Raw genomic sequence first — 18,356 nt, 5'->3', positions numbered from 1 at the left:
GAATAACGCCCCAGTTTTTTCTAAACACACTCCAGAACTGCATTTAGAAAAAACCCCACCCCCTTTGCAGGAGGCGGGGTTCGGTCATCACTTCGGGAACGTCAGGCGGACCTGACGAACCTCGTCAGGGCGATTAGAAGTTGATGTCGGTCTCGGACAGCGACGCGACACCCGTCAACTGAATGATCAGGTCATTCGCCGCCGTGAAGTTGCCATCCTTGTTGACATCGACGAACACGTAGCTGTCAAGCCCAATATTGGAGTAGGCCAGCCCGCGATCTCCCGCCACCGAGTTGAACAGGTCAGCCACGCTGGTCAGATCGGTGGTCACACTAACCAACGAACTCACATCCACGATGCCACGTTGCGCACCGGCGAAGCTGAAGTTCGTCACATCCAGGCGATCATCGGTGACGCCACCACCCGTATTAAAGTTGACGATCTGATCGATCATCTGCACGCCAGCTTTGACCATGTCAGCCGCAATGGTCACCTTCCCGTCGCCATTGTTGTCCGCCAGTTGCGAATCGGTGGCGGCTTTCAGGACAAAGGTATCGCGAACAGCGTCGGCAACCTCCAGCGTCACGATATCCGCGCCCTTGCCGGTGTAAATGTTGCCGCCGGCGGCAGACGCGATATAGGTATCGATGCCATCGGAACCGGTGTAACCGACACTCTTGGTGTGGGCGCTCAAATCGAGCTTGACATTACCGGTGGAGCCCGCCGCATTGACGGTGGTCAGTACGCCGATCGCGCTAACGCCACTGAGATCCACACTCCCGGCGCCCTGAACGGTGAGGGTCTCCGCCTGTGCCGCGATCAACGAAGCGGTCAGCGTATGATTCGCCGCCGACAGCGCCTTGGTGCCGCCATCCAGCGTCGTCACATTGGACTGCACCACCAGATTCTCGACACCTGCCACGGTAATGACATTCGCGTCGATGTGACCATCGGCAACATTATTCTTGTTGCCATCACGCATGTTGCCGATCAGGGTGAAGGTCTCGGCATTACCCGTCGCGGTGGTGCCGGCCGCGTCGTTCAAGACCACGTCAATGGCCTGACCAACCGCAAAATCACTATCGAGCGCCTCGCTCGCCACCGTCAGGGTGAAGGCGTCCGGGGCCTTGGTGAAGGTCACCGGGCCCGCCAGCGCATCATTCACGGTCTCATCGATCTGCACCGTGGAGAAGCTGTTGAGCGAGACATCGTAGCTGCCCGTGCCGCCGGAGACATCCAGCACCTCGAAACCGGTGATGAACTTGCTGTTCTGCGATGTCAGCGTGGCCCCGTTGGTGATGTTGATCGTATCGGTTCCGTCGCCACCCTTCACTCCCGGGTTGAACAGCGCCAGATTCGCGCCGACCAGCAGGGTGTCATTCCCCTTGCCCAGATCCACCGAGCTACCCGCCTGCACCGTGGTATCCATGTCGATCCAATCGGCGCCGTCGCCGGTCGTCACAACAACAGTCGCCGTACTCTGGATATCGGCCTTGACGCCGCCGGTATTGGTCGAGGCGTCGAATTTGGTGAGCGCACCGGTAAAGGGTGCAGCGAGCAGATCCACGGAACCGGTGCCGGTCACGGTGACGGTGGTCGCCTTGACCGCTTCGTAAAGCGCCAGGACATTCGCGCCGGTGGCATCGACCGTCAGAGTTTTGATGATTTGATTCGCCGTGGAATCATTCACCGCCACATTCGAATTGTTCGCCACGACGTTCAGCGTGGTGGCCTTGGAGGCCGTCGTTTCGCCCAGTTCCACCCAGGTCGTCACCGGAGCGGTCTGGCTGACGGTGCCAACGGTGTCCAGCGTCAGATTCAGGGTCGTGGCGGTGGAGCCATCGAAGTTGACATCGGCCTTCTGGTTTTTGATCGCCAGATTCGCCACTGCGCCCAGATGCGTGACCGAGCCTTCGTAGGCGCTGCCGGCAACCGTCACATTTTCGACGCCAGTGGCGTTGGTCAGACTGAGATCGGCGTCGTAATTTGTGATGGTCTCGGTTACGGTTCCCGTTACGGTATAAACCGTATTGGTGACCGTCTCGGTGACCGTCTCGGTGACCGTGTTTTCGGTGATTGTGGTTGCGGTTGCGGTTGCAGTCAACGTCGCTGTAGCGGTGGAGGTGACAGTCGCGGTAGCGGTTTGGGTTGCCGTACTCGTTTCTGTGCCTGTTGCCGTAAATGTAGCAGTAGCAGTAGTAGCAGTACCAGTTGATCCGGTAACGGTAAGTGTTACTGTATCGGTTTCCGTGATAGTGTTAGTAATCGGTGTTGTAGTGGCGGTAACGGTAGCCGTGCCAGTGAGGGTTGCCGTCGATGCCGTTAAAGTAGTAGCCGATTCAGTAGCCGTTTCGGTAGCCGTTTCGGTAGCCGTTTCGGTAGACGACACAGTGTCAGTAACCGTCCGCGTAGCAGTCGCCGAGCTATCAGACGTAAACCGCACATTCACATTCTGGATGTTCTTCAGAGTGGCAGCGATGCTCGCGCCTTCCACCTCAGTCACGTCCAGGGTGTTGACGCCGCCGGCGCCATCCAGTGAATCGACGCTTTGCAAGGTATTGTGCAGGTAACCATTGATGTTGATTGCGGCACCGTTATAGGTATCATTTCCCGCACTGCCAAGGAACGCGGCACCACTGTCCTCATCGACCGTGAGCGTGAAGACCTGCCCGCCGCCGCTGGCACCATCCAGCACCGTCGCGCCCAAGCTTTTGGTCACGCCGCCTACCGTCGCCTCGACCGAAAAGGCCTCGGCGAACTCGGTGAGGTTGTCATTCAGGGGCGCGGTGAGGAAGGTCGCGGTGGTGGAACCGGCCGGAATGGTCACGGTGACGGGATTGAAGGCGCCGCCCGCAAAATCAGCGAGATTGGTGTTGGTGGTGCCGAAGTTCGCCGCCGCCGCATCGCCCGGCTTGAGCTGGAAGGTAACGGTGGTGGCGGTTGCCTGTGCGGCGGCCAGGGTGACGGTGAAGGTCAGCGCACTGCCTTCGTTGACCGTGGTGGACGCAGCGGTGAGCGTGAAGGTCGGGGCCGGAGCCACCCACTCGCCAACCAGCGGATTCCAGTCAGTACCGCCGGGGCCGAAGAAGAAGCTCTCCACGCCGGTGTTGACGGTGGCCTGGGTGTTACCATTGGTGACAAAGAAGGCGCCGTTGCTGGAGTTGTAAATGCCAACGGTGTCGCTGCCATTGCCGTCCCAGTCGCCGACCAGAGGCTTGGTGCCAGCGCCGGGGGCGCCGAAGAAGAAGCTGGTCACGCCGGTGTTGACGGTGGCCTGGGTGGTGCCGTTGCTGAGGAAGAAGGCACCATCGCTGACGCGGTAGAGACCAACGGTGTCAGTACCGTTGTTGTCCCAGTCACCGACCAGCGGGATGATGTCGGTGCCAGCGGGGCCGAACTGGATGGTGCTCACGCCGGTATTGACCGTGGCCTGATCGGTGCCGTTGCTCAGGAAGAAGACGCCGTCGCTGACCCGGTAGAGACCGACGGTATCGGTGCCGTTGCCGTCCCAGTCGCCGACCAGCGGGATGATGTCGGACGTGGCGGGGCCGAACTGGAGGGTGGTCACGCCGGTATTGACGGTGGCCTGGGTCAGACCATTGCTGAGGAAGAAGGTGCCGGTGGCGGGATTATAGAGACCCACGCCGTCAGCGCCCACGCCGTCCCAGTCGCCAGTCAGCGCGGTGGAGGTCGAAGGCGCCGCACCGAAGCCGAAGGTGGTGTCCGCAATGCCGCTGGCGAGGTCGTTGCGGAGGAAGAAGGAACTGCCAGTGGTATTGTACAAGCCGATACGGTCAGCCATGGATCTCTCCTGATGATGAGGTCAAATGAATTGCAGGACGTTTAGGTAGACGATGGAACGGGGGTATTTGATCTTTTGGATCGGGACGGCCCACCTTATAAGGACCGAGGCATCACGCCCCCATGTTACTTTGCCTTGTGCGAGGCTTGCAAGCCGTCACAACCGAAGCTGAATCCGCATCGACTTGGTCGTCTGGCGCTCGCGTCAGGCGTTGAGCGTGGCGCGACTGTCATCCGCCATCGCCTGGATGTCACGCGATGGCGAGTGTTGCAGGTTTACAGCGATTTTTCAAGCTCCTTGACATGAATGCGACAGGGTCGGCAGATGCGCAACAGATGGCCCGGTTCAGCCGGAAATCGGCTGCGGCGCGGGGGCGTCTGACTGCGCGCGCAGGTAATCGAGCTGTCGTTGCAAAAAGGTTTCAGTGTTGGTCTGGTCGCCGATGAAGCGGGTGATCAGGGTGAGATAGGCATTGCCCAGGGCATAGAGCACGTCTTCCTTGGCGCAGCCCTGCTCTTTGGCCTGGATGACGGCCTGCTGCAGGGCGGGCATGAAGAGTTCGGCGGCGATCTGTTGGACGACGAGTGGATTGACGCTCACGGGGACTCCGGGGGTAAAGGGTTGGTCTGGGCATTTGCGGTTCGGCTGATTGAACCGTGTGTGACAGCATATCGCGTTTTCCTGGTCTCAGCGTGGGCAATGTGGGGGGCGGAAAGTTCCGTGGAGGTGACGGGCGCTGTGGCTGGATGTGAGGTGACGCTGGCGCGTTCTGGTTCTGGCTCCCATGCCGGGAGCATGGAGCCTGCGTGATGACGCCGGCACAGCGCCCGGTCAATTCAGGCGATTGAGCAGCTCGCGGAGACGTTGCAGCTCTGCGGGTGGCAGGCCGAGCAAACGGTCCTCGGGTGGCAGACCGCGCAGGCGCTCTTCGGGGGTGAGGTGTGATGCGACCTCCCGGCGCTGTTCCGGGGTCAGATTTTCGATAAACAGCCGATTCGTGTCGCGAATGAAGTCCTGCATCGTGTAGGCCATGTCGGGAAACTCCAGGCGGTGAGGGATTCGCGAACCGATTTAGTAGGTGAGCAGATTATGTGCGCGCAGGTCGTCGAGTCCGTCAGGCAGGCTCGGCGCCGCGCCGGTCGCCGCGCCGGGCGTGCGTTCAGCACGATGTCGAGCCGCTGGCTGCGCAAGGCCAGTTCCAGTTCCAGCTCGACCCGCCACGGGGTGCCGACAAACTGCTCAACCAGCGCGATGCCGAACAGGCGGTGCCAGAGTAGCCGGGGGGAGGCGGGCATGGCGGCAGGCTCCGGATGGCAGAGAAGTCAGCATGTTACAACAGGCTGGCGAGGTCCAAGAGGGGCATTTTTCTCTGGCTACCACGCTGTCTTCGAGTTGGCGCACGGCGTGTTATGCTGGCTCACGTTACCGCTGCCCTGGAGTCATCCCGCATGAATCTCTGTCTGGAATACCAGAATCGAACCCCTTCCGTGCGAATTCCAACTCATCGCGGGGAATCCGGTCGTGGATAAGAATCTGCATGAAACGCCCGAGTTCTTCCAACCCAGACTGGGGCTTGAAATCGAACCCTATCTGGCCGGCGACGACATGCAGGGTTTGCATCACCTGGCCCGTTATCACTGGGCGAAGCAGGTGCTTGCCATGTTTCGGCCCCGGCGGGTGCTGGATATCGCCTGCGGATCCGGTTACGGCTCTTTCATTCTCGCCGGGCAGATGCCGGACGCACAGATTCTGGGGGCGGATTACGATCCACGCGGTGTGGCGCTCGCAGCGGCAACCTATGCGCGCCCGAATCTGACCTATACGCAGGGGAATCTGGTGACCTGGGAGGCGGGGGCGCCGGGTCCGGTGGGTTCGCTCGGGGTCTTTGATGCGATTGTGTCGTTCGATACCCTGGAGCATCTGCTGCATCGCGAGATCGCGCTGCTGCGGATCGTCAGTCAGTTGTCGCCTAATGGTCTGCTGCTGTTCAGTACGCCCTGCGGGCATGAGCAGACCCTGCTGAATCCCGCCTGGGAGCATCACAAGATCGAATACAGTTATCGCGATCTGCACAACCTGCTGCGGCGGTTTTTCAAGACGGTGCTGATTCCGGAGGAGGAGAATTTTCCCGGCGCCGATTATTGGCGTCAGGTCGTGAATCGTGATCGTGTTCGGTATCTCAACAAAACCAATCCGGTCGTCTGTCTCGGGCCTATTCCGTAATTCTGGCTCCCATTTCGCTGGAGCGTGGGAGGGCTACGGGCCACGCGCAGGCACTTTACCCAAGAATCCCTTTATACGCCTGCTTGGGCAGAACCAGCACGGTTTTGGTGCTGAGTCCGTGCCAGATGGCTTCAGCGATGTTGCACTGGCGCAGCAGGGCCGGAGGAAAATCGGCGGTGGCGTCGAAGTGGGGATTGAAGTCCAGTAGCGCGCCAAGGTGGCGATCGACGTCGTCGCGACCGAAGCGGCGGACATGGTCGAACTGGCCGAAGCGGCGCGTGCGCTCGTCGTCGCCGATGTCCTCGAAGGACTCGTCATAGACGCCGCCCATGAAGGGGATGATGCAGAGATGGATGCCGGTCGGGGCAAGGGCGCGATGCAGGTGTCCGAGCGTATAGGCGATATCGCAGGGGGTGTGTTCCAGCACATGGCTGTGCAGGATGAGATCGTAATGGTTGGACGGGAGATCGTCGAGCTGGCAGAGGTCGAGACGCCGGATGTTGCGCGCGAAGGCGTAGCGCGAGGGGTCGATGTCGGCAGTCTCGTAGCGGTCCAGACCGAAGCGTGCGACCAGCGCCTGATAGATGCCGCGCTCAGGGGCGAGGTGCAGGATGCGGGCATCGGCGGGCAGGTCGAGCCGGCTGAGATAGAGTCCCATGAGCCGGGTGCGGTCATGCGAGCCGCACTGGGCGCAGATCCATTCGGGACGTTCGCCATGGGGGCGGAAGTCGGTGCTGCCGCAGAGGTTGCAGCGTGGCGGCAGGCCGGCCCCATCTCCCCTACCCTCTCCCGCCAGGAGGCAGAGAGTCTGCCCGCCGCTTGCCTGATAACGGGCACGCAGCGGGCCGAGCGGGTCGGCGGCAAGAAAGTCGCGGTAGTGGCGCTGGTAGATCATGTCCCAGCGCTGATCGAAGATCCGACGGTTGGCACGGTAGCGGTCGTCGCGCTGGCCGCCAAAGGTGGCCTGACCCTGGTGGTGGATCAGCAGGTTGTCGCAGACGGCGAGGCGCCAGCCGATGGCCAGCGCACGCAGGCAATAGTCGGATTCTTCGCAGTAGCCGCGCCCGAAGATGGGGTCAAAACCGCCCAGACGCCGCCAGACTGCGTGGCGGATGTAGAAGCACCAGCCTTCGGGGGTGATGACGGTGGGATAGACGGGCGTGATCTCGCGCTGGAGCCAGCGATCCGCATCGATGACGCTGTGACCGGGGAGCAGACGCAGTGAGAGATGCGAGCTGGCGGTGCCAAGCGGCGAGAGGATGCCGACCTCGGGGTTGAGGACGGCGGCGGTCTCCAGACGGTCGAGCCAGCCGGGGACGACGACGGTATCCGAGTTGAGCAGGATCATGTCGTGTCCGCGCTCGCCGGCCCAGGCCATGCCGCGATTGGCGGCGCCGACGAAGCCGAGATTGACGGCGTTGTGCAGACAGGTAACGCGCGGATGGCCCTGCGCATAAGCGTCCAGGGCGGCGGCTGTGTCCGGGGCGGAGCCGTCATCGACCAAGAGCAGATGATGGCTGTCGCCGAGGGTTGGCAGGACGCTGTCGATGCAGGAGCGCACGACCTCCAGTTGATTGTAAATCGGTACGATGACGACCAGACCGCGCGGCGGCAGGCGGGCGGCGTGGATCTCGTCGGCGCGGCGATCTTCTTCCTGAAAGACGCTCAGCCAGCCCGCCGTGGTGCGGGCGCAGTCGAAGCGTCGCGCGGTCTCGACGGCGGCAGCGGCCAGTCGGGCGCGCTGGCTGGGGTGCTCGATGAGCTCGCAGAGCGCGGTGGCGAGTGCGGTGGGGTCGTGCGGCGCGATCAGGGCATTGACGCCGTGCTGCGCATATTCGGCGATGCCGCCGCTGTCGGTGAGGACGCAGGCGCAGCCGAGCGCCATGGCTTCGAGCGGGGCGAGTCCGAAGCCCTGGAAGTCGGAGGTGTCGATAAAGAGATCGGCATCGCGATAGATGGCACGCAGGGCGGGAGGATCGACCACGCCCAGCCGCTCGCAGGGAAAAGGCAGGTCGGCATCGCCCAGGGTCTTGGAGCCGAACAGACGGATGTGGATCAGCGGATGACGACGATAGACCAGAGCCAGGGTGGCGATGAGCAGATCGTAGCCGCGACGGGGTGTTTCGGGACGCGCCATGGCGACCAGTACCGGGGCGAACCGACGATCCGGGGCGGCGGGTGCAGGCGGCGTGGGCGGAAAGAGGCTGTGATCAATGCCGACCGGGATGCGGGTGATGGCGTCGGGGTTGCTCTCGGCGATCTGCCCGGCGATCCAGCGCGAGGTGACGATCTGGGTCAGCGGCAGGCGATAACTGGCGGCGGCGCGGCGGTGGTGTTCGGCCTCGCGGCCTTCATCGCGATAGAAACGCTGTTCAGCATCCTGGATGAAATAGTAGCCGCGCGCGCGCGGGATGCGCCACACCAGTTCGCAGGCGGCTTCGGCGGTGGTCCAGAAGGTGGCAACGACGCGGGTACCGACCGGCAGTTCGCGGGCCATGGCGTCGTAGGCGGCGAAGGGTTTGGGCTGACATAGCAGATGCAGCCCTGGATGCGGACCCTGCCCCGGATTCTGGACATAGAGACGGACATCCAGCCCCTTGAGAATGAGCTGATTGATCCAGTTGACCAGGACGATGACGCCGCCGTAGAGCTGGAGACTGGACATCAGCACACAGAGGGTGGCGGGCGCGGTGAGGATGGGGCGCTGCGCCAGGATCTGTGCGCGACGCGCGGCCTGGGCGGTGGCGAAGTCGGTGAAACGGGCGGTCAGATCGGCACGTTCCGACTCGGGATGCACTAGGGCGGCGAGACGGGCGATGGCGGCGGTATCCGCATCGGTGTCAGCAGACATAACGGGCGAGGCACCGGGACGCGGCAGGCTGTAGGCATAGGCGTCAAGACAGACGCCGAGCGGCAGCCTGCGCGCGCTGAGCGCGAGCATGAAGTTGACCAGCGACTGGTCGGTCGGGTCGTTGTGAAAGTGCGGAAAGGGCACGACCTGCAGGGTCGTCTGCGCCAGCAGCAGGACATCGAGATCGAGCAGCGGGGCCGGGACAATGGCGCCCTCGCCAAAACCGAGCGCCAGCCGGGCGCTGAGGGTCAGCGGGGTGTCGCCGGGGGCGAGCGGAATGGCCAGGCCGGCGAGACGATTGGTCACCGGACTGACGGCGGCATAACCCTGCTGGGTGATGCCGCGTACCAGACTGGCAAGGGCCGCTGGCGACAAGATGCTGCCCTGGCGGATCAGACCGATGTGCGCCGGGCCGATGGCGTTGATCGCGGCATGCACAGCGGGATAGAAGCCGTGCTGTTCAGGGTGACGATGCAGACACGGCGGGGTGGCGCAGGACGCGCCGAAGGTCAGATCCGCCGGGTCGGGCTCGGCGGGATCCCAGTCGAGTACGACATGGATGTCACCGGCACCGTCGTTCGCGCCGGCCAGGGCTTCGAGGGTGAGACGCAGCTCGGGGCCGGGGCCGTCGGAATAGACGATGAGCTTGAGGGGAAAGTCAACCGGATCGTTAAACATGGGCTTGACGGGACGGATGGCCGTTGCGGTGAAGGTGAATGGGTTCCAGCCAAAAACGGCCATTGATCATCTGGTGCGCGCAGCGGATCAGGGCTTTGCCGGTGGGCGCGGACCCCAGTTGCGGGCGGCGGCGAAGGTGTCCGCCATGCGATCCATGACCAGCGGCGGCTTGCCGCGCAGGAGCAGGATCTCCAGCAGGCGCACCACACGGCAGCCGACTCTCCAGCGGGCGGATGATTTGACGGCCTGGTAGTCCTTTTCGAGCCGCTCGATCCCGCCACGATAGCGTTGCAGGACGGCTTCCAGCTCGCTCGTGCGACGCGACTGGGCTGCCAGACGCTGTTCCTGCTCGGCCAGACGTTTATCGGACTGGGCGCGGGTTGTCGTCAGGCTGGCGAGCTTCTGAGCGAGATTGGCGCGCTCGGTCTCGGCCTTGGTGAGTTTCTGTGTGAGCGCGGCGCGCTCGGTCTCGGCCTTGTTGAGTTTCTGAGTCAGCGCGGCACGCTCGGTCTCGGCCTGCTCCAGTTGCTGACTCAGGACATGGCGTGTCTGCTCGGAATGCACGCAGCGATCCGCCAGCGCGATGCGTTCGGCTTCGGCGGTCTGCAAACGCTCGGCGAGGGTCTCGCGCTCGTGTGCCGAGACGTCGCGCTCCTGCTCCGTGGCGCTGAGCCGTTCGGTCAGCGCGGCCTGTTCCTGTTCGCTTTGCCGGATCTGCGCCATTCGCTGCGCATGCAACTGGTGCAGATCCCGCAATTCAGCCTGCTGTTCGGCGTCGCGCACCTGCAGGATGAGCCGTTGCGCTTCGATCATTTCCATGAAGTGGCGCTGACGCAGGGTTGGGCGAATCTCCAGCATGAACTGCGAAAAGGCGTCGTGATCTTCGAGGGCCGCCGGATAGAGGATGCCCAGGCCATGAATGCCGGGCAGCCGCTCGAACCGCAGCGCGTCGCCGATCTCGGCCAGAAAGTCCTCGACTGCGGTCAGAACGCCGTTCTGATGGTTGTGCTCATAGATGGAATTGCACAGCCCCTGGTTGAGCCCGCCGGTTTCAGCCAGTCTGGACTCGCCATAGCGCAGACCCTGGGTGCGATAGGGTTTGCGGTGTCCAACCGGGATGGTGTCCGGGTCGTAATAGAGATCGCGGCGACCATAGGGCCATTCGATGTCGTGCAGCAGCACCAGCGGAAAGGGTTGCCCCGCCTGACGGGCGGCTTTGTCGATGAGTTTCAGCTCATGGTAAACGGTGTACCAGTTGTGGTCGCCGTCGATGAGCGCGACATCGACCGGCGCGATCTGCGGCAGGATGTTAAGGCTGAGATCGCGATGAAAGCTGACACGTCCAGGCCAGGGCTCGAACCAGGTCTCGGAATCGTACTGAGGCAGGGGATCGACCACCTCCAGGAAGCCATCGACTTCCTGGCAGTAATCGAGCAGATGGCGCGTGTTGTCGCCTGCATCCGAGCCAATCTCAAGGATCCGGCGCGCATCGAGTGCGCGCAGGAGCGGTTCGATGATGGTGTCCCAAAAACGGTGCATGATGTTTTCCTGTGATCCTCGTCGGCAATCTTGGGGCGCGATCATAGCATGGGCGGGCACATTTCATGATGGCCCCTGGAGCCGTTCGCAGGCGCCAATTCCAATGGCTCGCAGAGGTCGCTGAGGATCCGCCAGTCGCCTGCGAGCGGGTTCCTTTTGCAAAATCGGCATCGCCGATCCAGGCTCAGGCGCTATAATGCGCGACTTTTTAAGGTCTGAAATCGTTTTGCCAATGCAGATGAGTCACCGTGGAATTGGAGGGGGGGGGCGCTGGATCGATCCGCGCATGATCGATCTGGTGCTCTATAAGACCTACGCCGATCTGCGCGCGGAGGCGGCCAAGACTTACGTCAACTATCTGTGGTGGGTGCTTGACCCGATCCTCTCGATGCTGGTGTTTTATGTGGTGTTCGGGTTTATCTTCCATCGCGGGGGCGAAGGCTATGTCCCCTTCCTCCTCACCGGACTCGTGGCCTGGACCTGGTACAATCAGACGCTGTCGCATGCCGGCAGCACCATTCTGAATGGCAAGGGACTGATCAATCAGGTCTATGTGCCCAAGCTGGTGTTTCCGCTGGTGACCTTCCTGACAGACCTCACCAAGTTTGCAGTGGTGCTGTGCGTGCTCCTGCTGTTTCTATTGATTTCCGGGTACAGCCCGAGCGCGTCTTGGCTGGCTCTGCCGCTGGTGCTGCTGACGCAACTGCTGCTGTGCATGGCGCTGGGACTGGTGCTGGCGGCCATCGTCCCTTATCTCCCTGATCTGAAACTGCTGGTCGGTCATCTGCTCCATCTCCAGTTTTTCCTGTCCGGTGTTTTTTATTCAGCCAACGACATTCCCGAGCCTTACCGCTTCTGGTTTTTTCTCAACCCGATGGCGAGTCTGATCCATGATTATCACGTCATTCTGCTGAAGGGGGGCTGGCCGCACTGGGGGCGACTGACGGTCATCGCGCTGCTGTCGCTGCTGGTGCTGACGCTGGCAACGATTCTGATCCAGCGTCTGGATCAGGTTTACCCGCGACTGGTGCGTCAAGCATGAATGCAGACAGGATGCAACCGCTGCTGTCGCTGGATCAGGTGGGTCTGGCATTTCGTTCGGGGGGGCTCTCGCTGCGCCCGCAGCCGCCGTTCTGGGTGTTGAAGGATGTGAGTTTTACGCTGCATCACGGCGAGACACTGGGCGTGATCGGACGCAACGCCGCCGGCAAGAGCACGCTGATGCGTCTGCTGGCGGGAATCATCAAGCATGATCGCGGAAACTTCGTCAATCATGGCTACACGGCCGCGCTCCTGTCGCTCCAGACCGGGTTCGTGCCCTATCTGACCGGACGCCAGAACGCCATCCTCAGCGGCATCCTGCTGGGTTTGAGACGGCGTGAAGTCGAGGCACAGATGCAGGCCATCATCGAGTTCTCGGAACTGGGCGATTTCATCGATGCACCTCTGAGCACCTATTCATCGGGGATGCGCGCACGTCTGGGGTTTGCGGTGGCTTATCAGGTCGAGCCGGATATCCTTCTGATCGATGAGATGCTGGGGGTCGGTGACGAATCATTCAGGACCAAATCGACCGAGGCCATGCATGCGCGGATTCGTTCGGACAAGACCATCGTGCTGGTTTCGCATAACGCCGGAACGATTCGTGAACTCTGTGATCGCGCGGTCTGGATCGAAGAGGGAGTCACCCGCGCGGTCGGTCCGGTCGATGAGGTGACGGCAACGTATCGCGACGAACTGGCGCGGCGGCGGAAACAGACCAGGTCAGTACGGTCAAGGTAAGCGGTTTCTGCTTTCATCTCATCCATCATCACCCGAGATAAATCGCTATCGAGATCACAGAACCTGCCGGGAAGATCAGTCCATGTCACAACGCATCATTTTCCATATCGGCGCCAGCAAATGCGGAAGCAGCGCCTTGCAAACAGAACTCTCAAAGGGCAGGGATCTGTTGTCGCCGGATGGACGACGTGATGCCTATGCGGTCTTTGATTCAGTCGAGGGCGTTTGTTTTGGGTCAGAGCTGAAAGCACGGCTGAATCGGTATGCGCGCGGATATATCCCTTCGCCAGATTTGAAGGAAATCAAGACATTTGATGATGAATGGTATGCGAAAACGAGAAAAAAGCTGGCGACCGCTCTGGCTGACCATGACGGTCTGATCTTTTCAAGCGAAGGCTGGTTCAATGTTGGGCTTGGCTTCAGGGATATCGCTTTCTTCGAGAGACTTGGGATTCAGGTGGAGGTCATTGCCTATATCAGGCCACAGGTTCAATTCATGAACTCTGCCTGGTGGCAATGGGGTGCATGGACCGGAAAAAGCCTGGACGAATACATTGAATATCGCCTGCCATCGATCCGCTGGGACCGCTTCATTGACCGATGGAAACAGGTTCCGGGTGTTTCGCAGGTCAAAGTGAAGCTGCTCGGGAAAGATGTTGTGTCCGATTTTTTTGAGCATGCCGGCATTGTTTTCAATCGCGACTCTCAGGATAAGGTCAACAAAGGTCTGCCATCGGAAATCCTTCGTTTATATCAGCGTCATCGCGATCTGCGCGCTTCTCCAAGCGCATCCGTCATGGATTTTGTTTTATCGAGACATCTTGGTCTGAGCGGCGAAACACCCTGGGTCATTACGCCTCAGCATGCAGACCACATCATTCGTGAGTGCAGTGAAAGCAACAGAAAACTGGACAGGCATCTGGACCGTGAATCCTTGAAGGCGTTGCAATCCGATCCAGGATGGTGGGACGCCGGATGTTATCGTGACAAAGCTGTCGCGCCCTGGCAGCCGATTCCGGCAACGGATGAAAAAATGGATCGTCTATGCGCTGAAATGGCTCGCGCCATCCTTCGTCTGGATAAAAAACTGAGACTTTCATGTTGAGCGTCATCGCCCCATGACGAATACGCAACCCGATCAGGATGACCCCATGTTTGGTCTGAACGAGCCCACCGGTCTTTCGACTGGACAGAAGACGGAAGACGGCTGGTGGCGGGTGGCGATTGCACCAGCGCTGCATGCGGTCAACGCGCGGCGGGTGGCGGTCATTGGCGCATCGACGATCATTGATGAACTGATTGATTATTGTCGCGGGGCAGGCGGGCGGCTGGATCTGATCGGTACAGACCGGCACCCGGTGTGCGGGAATCGGGATCGGGAGGGCGTGCGTCTCCATCCCGATCCGGGCCTGAATGTGCTGTGGCGTCTTGACGATCTGGACGCCGTCATCCTTGACGGCGACCCCAACTGGTACAGCGTCTTCCACACCCTGACCCTGATCGGCAAGACCGCCGCTGGCGCCGGGCGCGCCTTTCCGCTGGTGTTTCTGTCTGGAATCGGCTGGCCCTACGGACGCCGCGATGGCTATGTCGAACCGGAGCTGATTCCCGAAGGGTTCAGGCAACCCTGGCAGCGTCTGGGTCTGATGCCGGGTGCGCCCGAGCTTGCGCCAGAGGTCGGGCTGTACGCAGATCGCTGCCACGCCAGCGTCGAAGGCGGTGTGCTGAATGGCGTGCTGACGGCGGTGGAGGATTTTCTTGCGCAGTCCGCGCAGTCGTCATTAGCGATGCTGACATGGCCTGGCTGGGGAGGAATGGGGCTTCTGTACCCTGTCCACCGCGAACAGGAGCGTGATTTTGGCCGTCTGATTGCCGAGCTGCGGCTCTCATTGACTCAGCGACATTGGATCGAGACGCTGGACGCCGCGCATTGGCAGGCAGTCTGGCAAACCCTCCGTCTGCGGCAGGAGGTCGATGAACGCGAGTCACTGCTGGCTGCGGCGCACGCGCAGATCGCAAACGGCGAGGCTCAACGGGCGTCGTTGACTGAACAACTGCGGGCCGCCGAGCAGAGATTGAACGATCTGGCTGTTCAGGCTCATCAAGGCGAGATGGCCCGCGCGGCGCTGGCTGGTCAACTGGCAGAGGCCGAACGGTTTCGGAATGCGCTGGCGGCGCAGGCACGTCAGGGCGAAATGGACCGCGCGGCGCTGGCCAATCAACTGACAGAGGCCGAAAAGGCTTGGGATGCCTTCGCGGCGCAGGCACGTCAGAATGAACAGGAGCGCGTGCGTTGGGAAGCGGGGCAGGTTGCGAGGGCGACTTCAACAGCGCCACTGCACCAAACGGAGACGACCCTGATCGATCCGCCGGATGATCGTATCGTGCGTCTGACACAGATGCTCGCTCAGGCCGAGCAACAGTTGCAGCGTCAGGCACGTGATCTTGCCCGGCTGCAGGACTGGATGAACGCCGCCGAACTGGATCTGCGGGCAACCCTGGCTTCCTGGCGCTGGCGGATCGGTGATCGGCTGGTACGGGCGGTCGAGGTTCTGTTATGGCGTCGGCGCGGCCCGCTGGCGGTCGATCATCTGCAATCCATTTTCACTCAGGCGCGGCAATGGCAACAGGGACGCCGCGATCTGACCCTGGTGTCGTTGCCGCGCGCAGCGGAGACGCTCAATGGGCCTGAGCGTGCGCCGCAGCGGGATCTGACCTATCCGTTGCCGGCGGATTTACCGGATGCGATCCGTCAGAGCGGTGTGTCGATCATCATTCTGAACCGCAACGGCGCGGCCCTGCTGGAGGCGTTATGCGCCTCGCTGAAGCAGCATCTGACGAGCGTGCCGCACGAAATCCTCATCGTCGATCATGCCTCAACCGATCACAGCGCGCGCGTGCTGGAGACCTGGGCGCGGATTCTGCCGCTGCGGATCTTTGCCCTGAAGGAAAACCGCAGCTATGCCGAATCCAATAATTTTGCCGCTCGCGAGGCGCGCTATCCGACCCTGCTGCTGTTGAACAACGACATCGTCCTGACCAGCGCCGAGATCATCGAAACCGGTCTGCGCGCCCTGCAGGATCCGCTGATCGGCGTGGTCGGATTCAAGCTGCTCTATCCAGATGACCATGCGCAGTTTCCGGGCGAAATCCAGCATGCCGGGATCCGTTTTCATGAGGATCGTCAATTCGCCTTCTACCGCCCTCACAACCTCCGGGGTGAAATCGAGCGGGGCGGCGAGGCCTGGCGCATGTCGGCGGTGACGGCGGCGGCGCTCCTGTGCCGACGTGATGAATTTTTGGCGCTGGGTGGTTTCCATGAGGCCTATCAGTATGGCTACGAGGATGTGGACCTCTGCCTGACATATCGGCGGCAGGGTCGCGAGTGCATCCTGCTGGGACGGGTCAGCGCCATCCATAACGAAAGCGCGACCCAGCAGCGTGATCGCTCGCAGGCGGTGCGCAAGCGTCGTCTGGGCAATATCGCAACCTTCAGGCAGCGTTTCGGCTATGCGCTCAAGCGGCGGATACGCATCGATCGTTTCGATCCCGATCCGGCCTGGAACGATGCCCCGCCAACGGTCGGATTCATCGTGACCGAGGCCCATGCCGAGACCGCCGCCGGGGATTATTTCACGGCCCTGGAGCTGGCCGGGGCGCTGGCTTCGGAATGTGGCTGGGAGTGCCGCTTTCTGGCGCTGCGTGATCGGGCGCAGGATTGCTACGATCTGAGCGGAATCGACATCCTGATCGTGATGGTCGATCAATATGATCTGCGCACGACTCATGACCGCAAACCGGGTCTGATCCGTATCGCCTGGATGCGCAACTGGTTCGAGCGCTGGGCCGACCGCCCCTGGTTCGATGATTACGATCTCTTTCTCTGTTCCTCGCGCAAGGCTGCCGACTACATCCGCGAGGTCAACGGCAAGGATGCACAGGTGCTGCGGATCGCCTGTAATCCGGCCCGTTTCAGTCCGCTGGACAGTGGCGAGACAGCCGCCGATGCGATCACGCTCGCCGATGCGCGCAAAGAAATCGATTACTGCTTCACCGGCAGTCACTGGAATGCCGAACGCGAGATTGAGGCGCTCGATCCGCGTCAGTTGCCCTGGACCTTCGCCCTCTATGGGCAGGGCTGGGACAAACATCCGCAGTTCAAACCCTATTGGAAGGGTTTTCTGCCCTATCACGAACTGCCGGCGGTCTACCGTCAGACCCGTCTGCTGGTGGACGACGCCAACCATGTCACCAAACCCTGGGCCTCGGTCAACAGCCGGGTCTTCGATGCGCTTGCCAGCGGCGTCCTGACCATCACCAACGGCGTCGCGGGGGCCGAAGAGGTATTCGGCGGGTTGCTGCCGACCTATCGCGACCGGGCTGAACTCGAACAGCAGTTGCGCACCTATCTCGACCATCCCGAGCAGCGGATCGCGCTCACCCGCCAGTTGCGCGAACAGGTGCTGGCGCATCACACCTATGCCAATCGCGCCCGCGAGTTGCGCGATCTGCTCGCGAACTGGAGCCGCGAGCGTCTGCGGTTTGCCATCAAGGTGCCCGCCCCCGCCTGGGACACGGTTCAAGAATGGGGCGACTATCATTTCGCGCGCGCCCTGCAACGGGCGCTGGTGCGCGCGGGTTACGGGGTGAGGATCGACATCCTGCCCGAATGGTATCGTGACGAGGGCTTCGGCGATGATGTGGTGCTGGTGCTGCGGGGTCTGAGCGTCTATGAGCCGCGCCCCGACCACATCAATCTGATGTGGAACATCAGCCATCCCGACAAGGTGACGGATGCCGAATACGAGGGCTACGACCATGTCTTCGTCGCCTCGCAGCGCTGGGCCGGGCAGTTGAGCGCGCGTCTGCGTGTGCCGGTGACGGCGCTGCTGCAATGCACCGATCCGACCATCTTCTATCCTGATCCGGATGAGACCGTTCCGGCGCACGAGGTCTTGTTCGTCGGCAATTCGCGCAGGCAGTTCCGCCCTATCGTGCGCGATGCGTTAAAGGCCGGTCTGCCGCTGAGCGTCTATGGCACACGCTGGGAAAAGCTGATTCCAGGCGCTGCGCTGCGCGGCGAGCATGTCCCCAACGAGCGCCTGCGCACCTATTACAGCCGTTGTCAGGTGCTGCTCAATGACCACTGGCCGGGTATGCGCGAACAGGGTTTTCTCTCCAACCGTCTGTTCGACGCCGCCGCCTGCGGGGCGGCGGTGCTTTCGGATACAGTCGAAGGGCTCGGGGATGTCTTCGGGGAGGCGGTCGCGACCTATGACGATACGCCGGCGGGACTCAAGGCGCGGGTTGGCGAGCTGCTGGCCGACCCGGGACGTCTCGCCGCGCGACGCGAGGAGGCGCGCGCCCGGATCCTCGCCGGACACACCTTCGACCATCGGGCACAGACGATCCTGGAGGTCACGCGTGCGCTGGATGCGGAGCGCGCCATTCCCTGGTGAAGGCAATTCGGCCAGTCGTTCG

General features: G+C 61.8%; 11 protein-coding genes. 6 read left to right on the top strand and 5 right to left on the bottom strand.

Annotation, left to right across the window (positions count from 1 at the left end; genetic code table 11):
- Window positions 1–133: 133 nt before the first annotated feature.
- The 3 genes from EDC35_RS04295 to EDC35_RS04285 all read right to left on the bottom strand — a co-directional run bounded on the left by EDC35_RS04295 (window position 134) and on the right by EDC35_RS04285 (window position 4,834).
- On the bottom strand, window positions 134–3,802 hold the full coding sequence (locus EDC35_RS04295) for a beta strand repeat-containing protein (RefSeq protein ID WP_132976007.1): 3,669 nt from the start codon (window positions 3,800–3,802) through the stop codon (window positions 134–136).
- Between the two features lie 345 nt (window positions 3,803–4,147).
- Window positions 4,148–4,402, bottom strand: a complete 255-nt coding sequence (locus EDC35_RS04290) for a hypothetical protein (protein ID WP_132976006.1) — start codon at window positions 4,400–4,402, stop codon at window positions 4,148–4,150.
- Window positions 4,403–4,633: 231 nt separating this feature from the next.
- Window positions 4,634–4,834, bottom strand: coding sequence for a hypothetical protein (locus tag EDC35_RS04285; protein WP_132976005.1), 201 nt, complete (start codon window positions 4,832–4,834; stop codon window positions 4,634–4,636).
- A gap of 59 nt (window positions 4,835–4,893) precedes the next feature.
- On the opposite strand from EDC35_RS04285, the gene EDC35_RS04280 reads away from it, so the two are divergent.
- Window positions 4,894–5,079 (top strand): hypothetical protein, encoded by a 186-nt coding sequence (locus EDC35_RS04280; RefSeq protein WP_132976004.1) that lies wholly within the window; start codon window positions 4,894–4,896, stop codon window positions 5,077–5,079.
- 244 nt (window positions 5,080–5,323) lie between these two features.
- Window positions 5,324–6,025, top strand: a complete 702-nt coding sequence (locus tag EDC35_RS04275; protein WP_132976003.1) for a class I SAM-dependent methyltransferase — start codon at window positions 5,324–5,326, stop codon at window positions 6,023–6,025.
- Between the two features lie 55 nt (window positions 6,026–6,080).
- Here EDC35_RS04275 and EDC35_RS04270 read toward each other — a convergent pair whose 3' ends face one another.
- Together EDC35_RS04270 and EDC35_RS04265 are read right to left on the bottom strand one after the other, a co-directional pair.
- Complete coding sequence (locus EDC35_RS04270; protein WP_132976002.1) at window positions 6,081–9,617, bottom strand: glycosyltransferase; 3,537 nt, start codon at window positions 9,615–9,617, stop codon at window positions 6,081–6,083.
- 24 nt (window positions 9,618–9,641) lie between these two features.
- Window positions 9,642–11,093 carry a class I SAM-dependent methyltransferase gene (locus EDC35_RS04265; protein ID WP_165903346.1) on the bottom strand — a complete coding sequence of 484 codons (1,452 nt, stop codon included), beginning with the start codon at window positions 11,091–11,093 and terminating at the stop codon, window positions 9,642–9,644.
- A gap of 286 nt (window positions 11,094–11,379) precedes the next feature.
- Here EDC35_RS04265 and EDC35_RS04260 point away from each other — a divergent pair, with 286 nt between their 5' ends.
- The 4 genes from EDC35_RS04260 (at window position 11,380) to EDC35_RS04245 (ending at window position 18,334) form a co-directional block, all read left to right on the top strand.
- Complete coding sequence (locus EDC35_RS04260) at window positions 11,380–12,135, top strand: ABC transporter permease (protein ID WP_165903345.1); 756 nt, start codon at window positions 11,380–11,382, stop codon at window positions 12,133–12,135.
- Entirely contained in the window at window positions 12,132–12,875 is a 744-nt protein-coding gene (locus tag EDC35_RS04255) for an ABC transporter ATP-binding protein (RefSeq protein ID WP_243651422.1), read from the top strand. Before EDC35_RS04260 ends, EDC35_RS04255 begins: the two co-directional genes overlap by 4 nt.
- A gap of 82 nt (window positions 12,876–12,957) precedes the next feature.
- Complete coding sequence (locus tag EDC35_RS04250; RefSeq protein ID WP_132975999.1) at window positions 12,958–13,980, top strand: hypothetical protein; 1,023 nt, start codon at window positions 12,958–12,960, stop codon at window positions 13,978–13,980.
- 13 nt (window positions 13,981–13,993) lie between these two features.
- Window positions 13,994–18,334 (top strand): glycosyltransferase family protein, encoded by a 4,341-nt coding sequence (locus EDC35_RS04245; RefSeq protein WP_132975998.1) that lies wholly within the window; start codon window positions 13,994–13,996, stop codon window positions 18,332–18,334.
- Window positions 18,335–18,356 lie beyond the last annotated feature (22 nt).

Origin of the sequence: Thiobaca trueperi (genome assembly GCF_004342175.1) — a bacterium.
GTDB classification, from domain to species: Bacteria; Pseudomonadota; Gammaproteobacteria; order Chromatiales; family Chromatiaceae; genus Thiobaca; species Thiobaca trueperi.
This window is presented reverse-complemented; position numbering and strand designations above follow the sequence as displayed.

Coding starts and splice junctions, on each gene's coding strand:
- EDC35_RS04255 (WP_243651422.1), top strand. CDS start 12,132: ATGAATGCAGACAGGATGCAACCGCTGCTGTCGCTGGATCAGGTGGGT.
- EDC35_RS04270 (WP_132976002.1), bottom strand. CDS start 9,617: ATGGCCGTTTTTGGCTGGAACCCATTCACCTTCACCGCAACGGCCATC.
- EDC35_RS04250 (WP_132975999.1), top strand. CDS start 12,958: ATGTCACAACGCATCATTTTCCATATCGGCGCCAGCAAATGCGGAAGC.
- EDC35_RS04265 (WP_165903346.1), bottom strand. CDS start 11,093: ATGCACCGTTTTTGGGACACCATCATCGAACCGCTCCTGCGCGCACTC.
- EDC35_RS04260 (WP_165903345.1), top strand. CDS start 11,380: ATGATCGATCTGGTGCTCTATAAGACCTACGCCGATCTGCGCGCGGAG.
- EDC35_RS04295 (WP_132976007.1), bottom strand. CDS start 3,802: ATGGCTGACCGTATCGGCTTGTACAATACCACTGGCAGTTCCTTCTTC.
- EDC35_RS04285 (WP_132976005.1), bottom strand. CDS start 4,834: ATGGCCTACACGATGCAGGACTTCATTCGCGACACGAATCGGCTGTTT.
- EDC35_RS04245 (WP_132975998.1), top strand. CDS start 13,994: ATGACGAATACGCAACCCGATCAGGATGACCCCATGTTTGGTCTGAAC.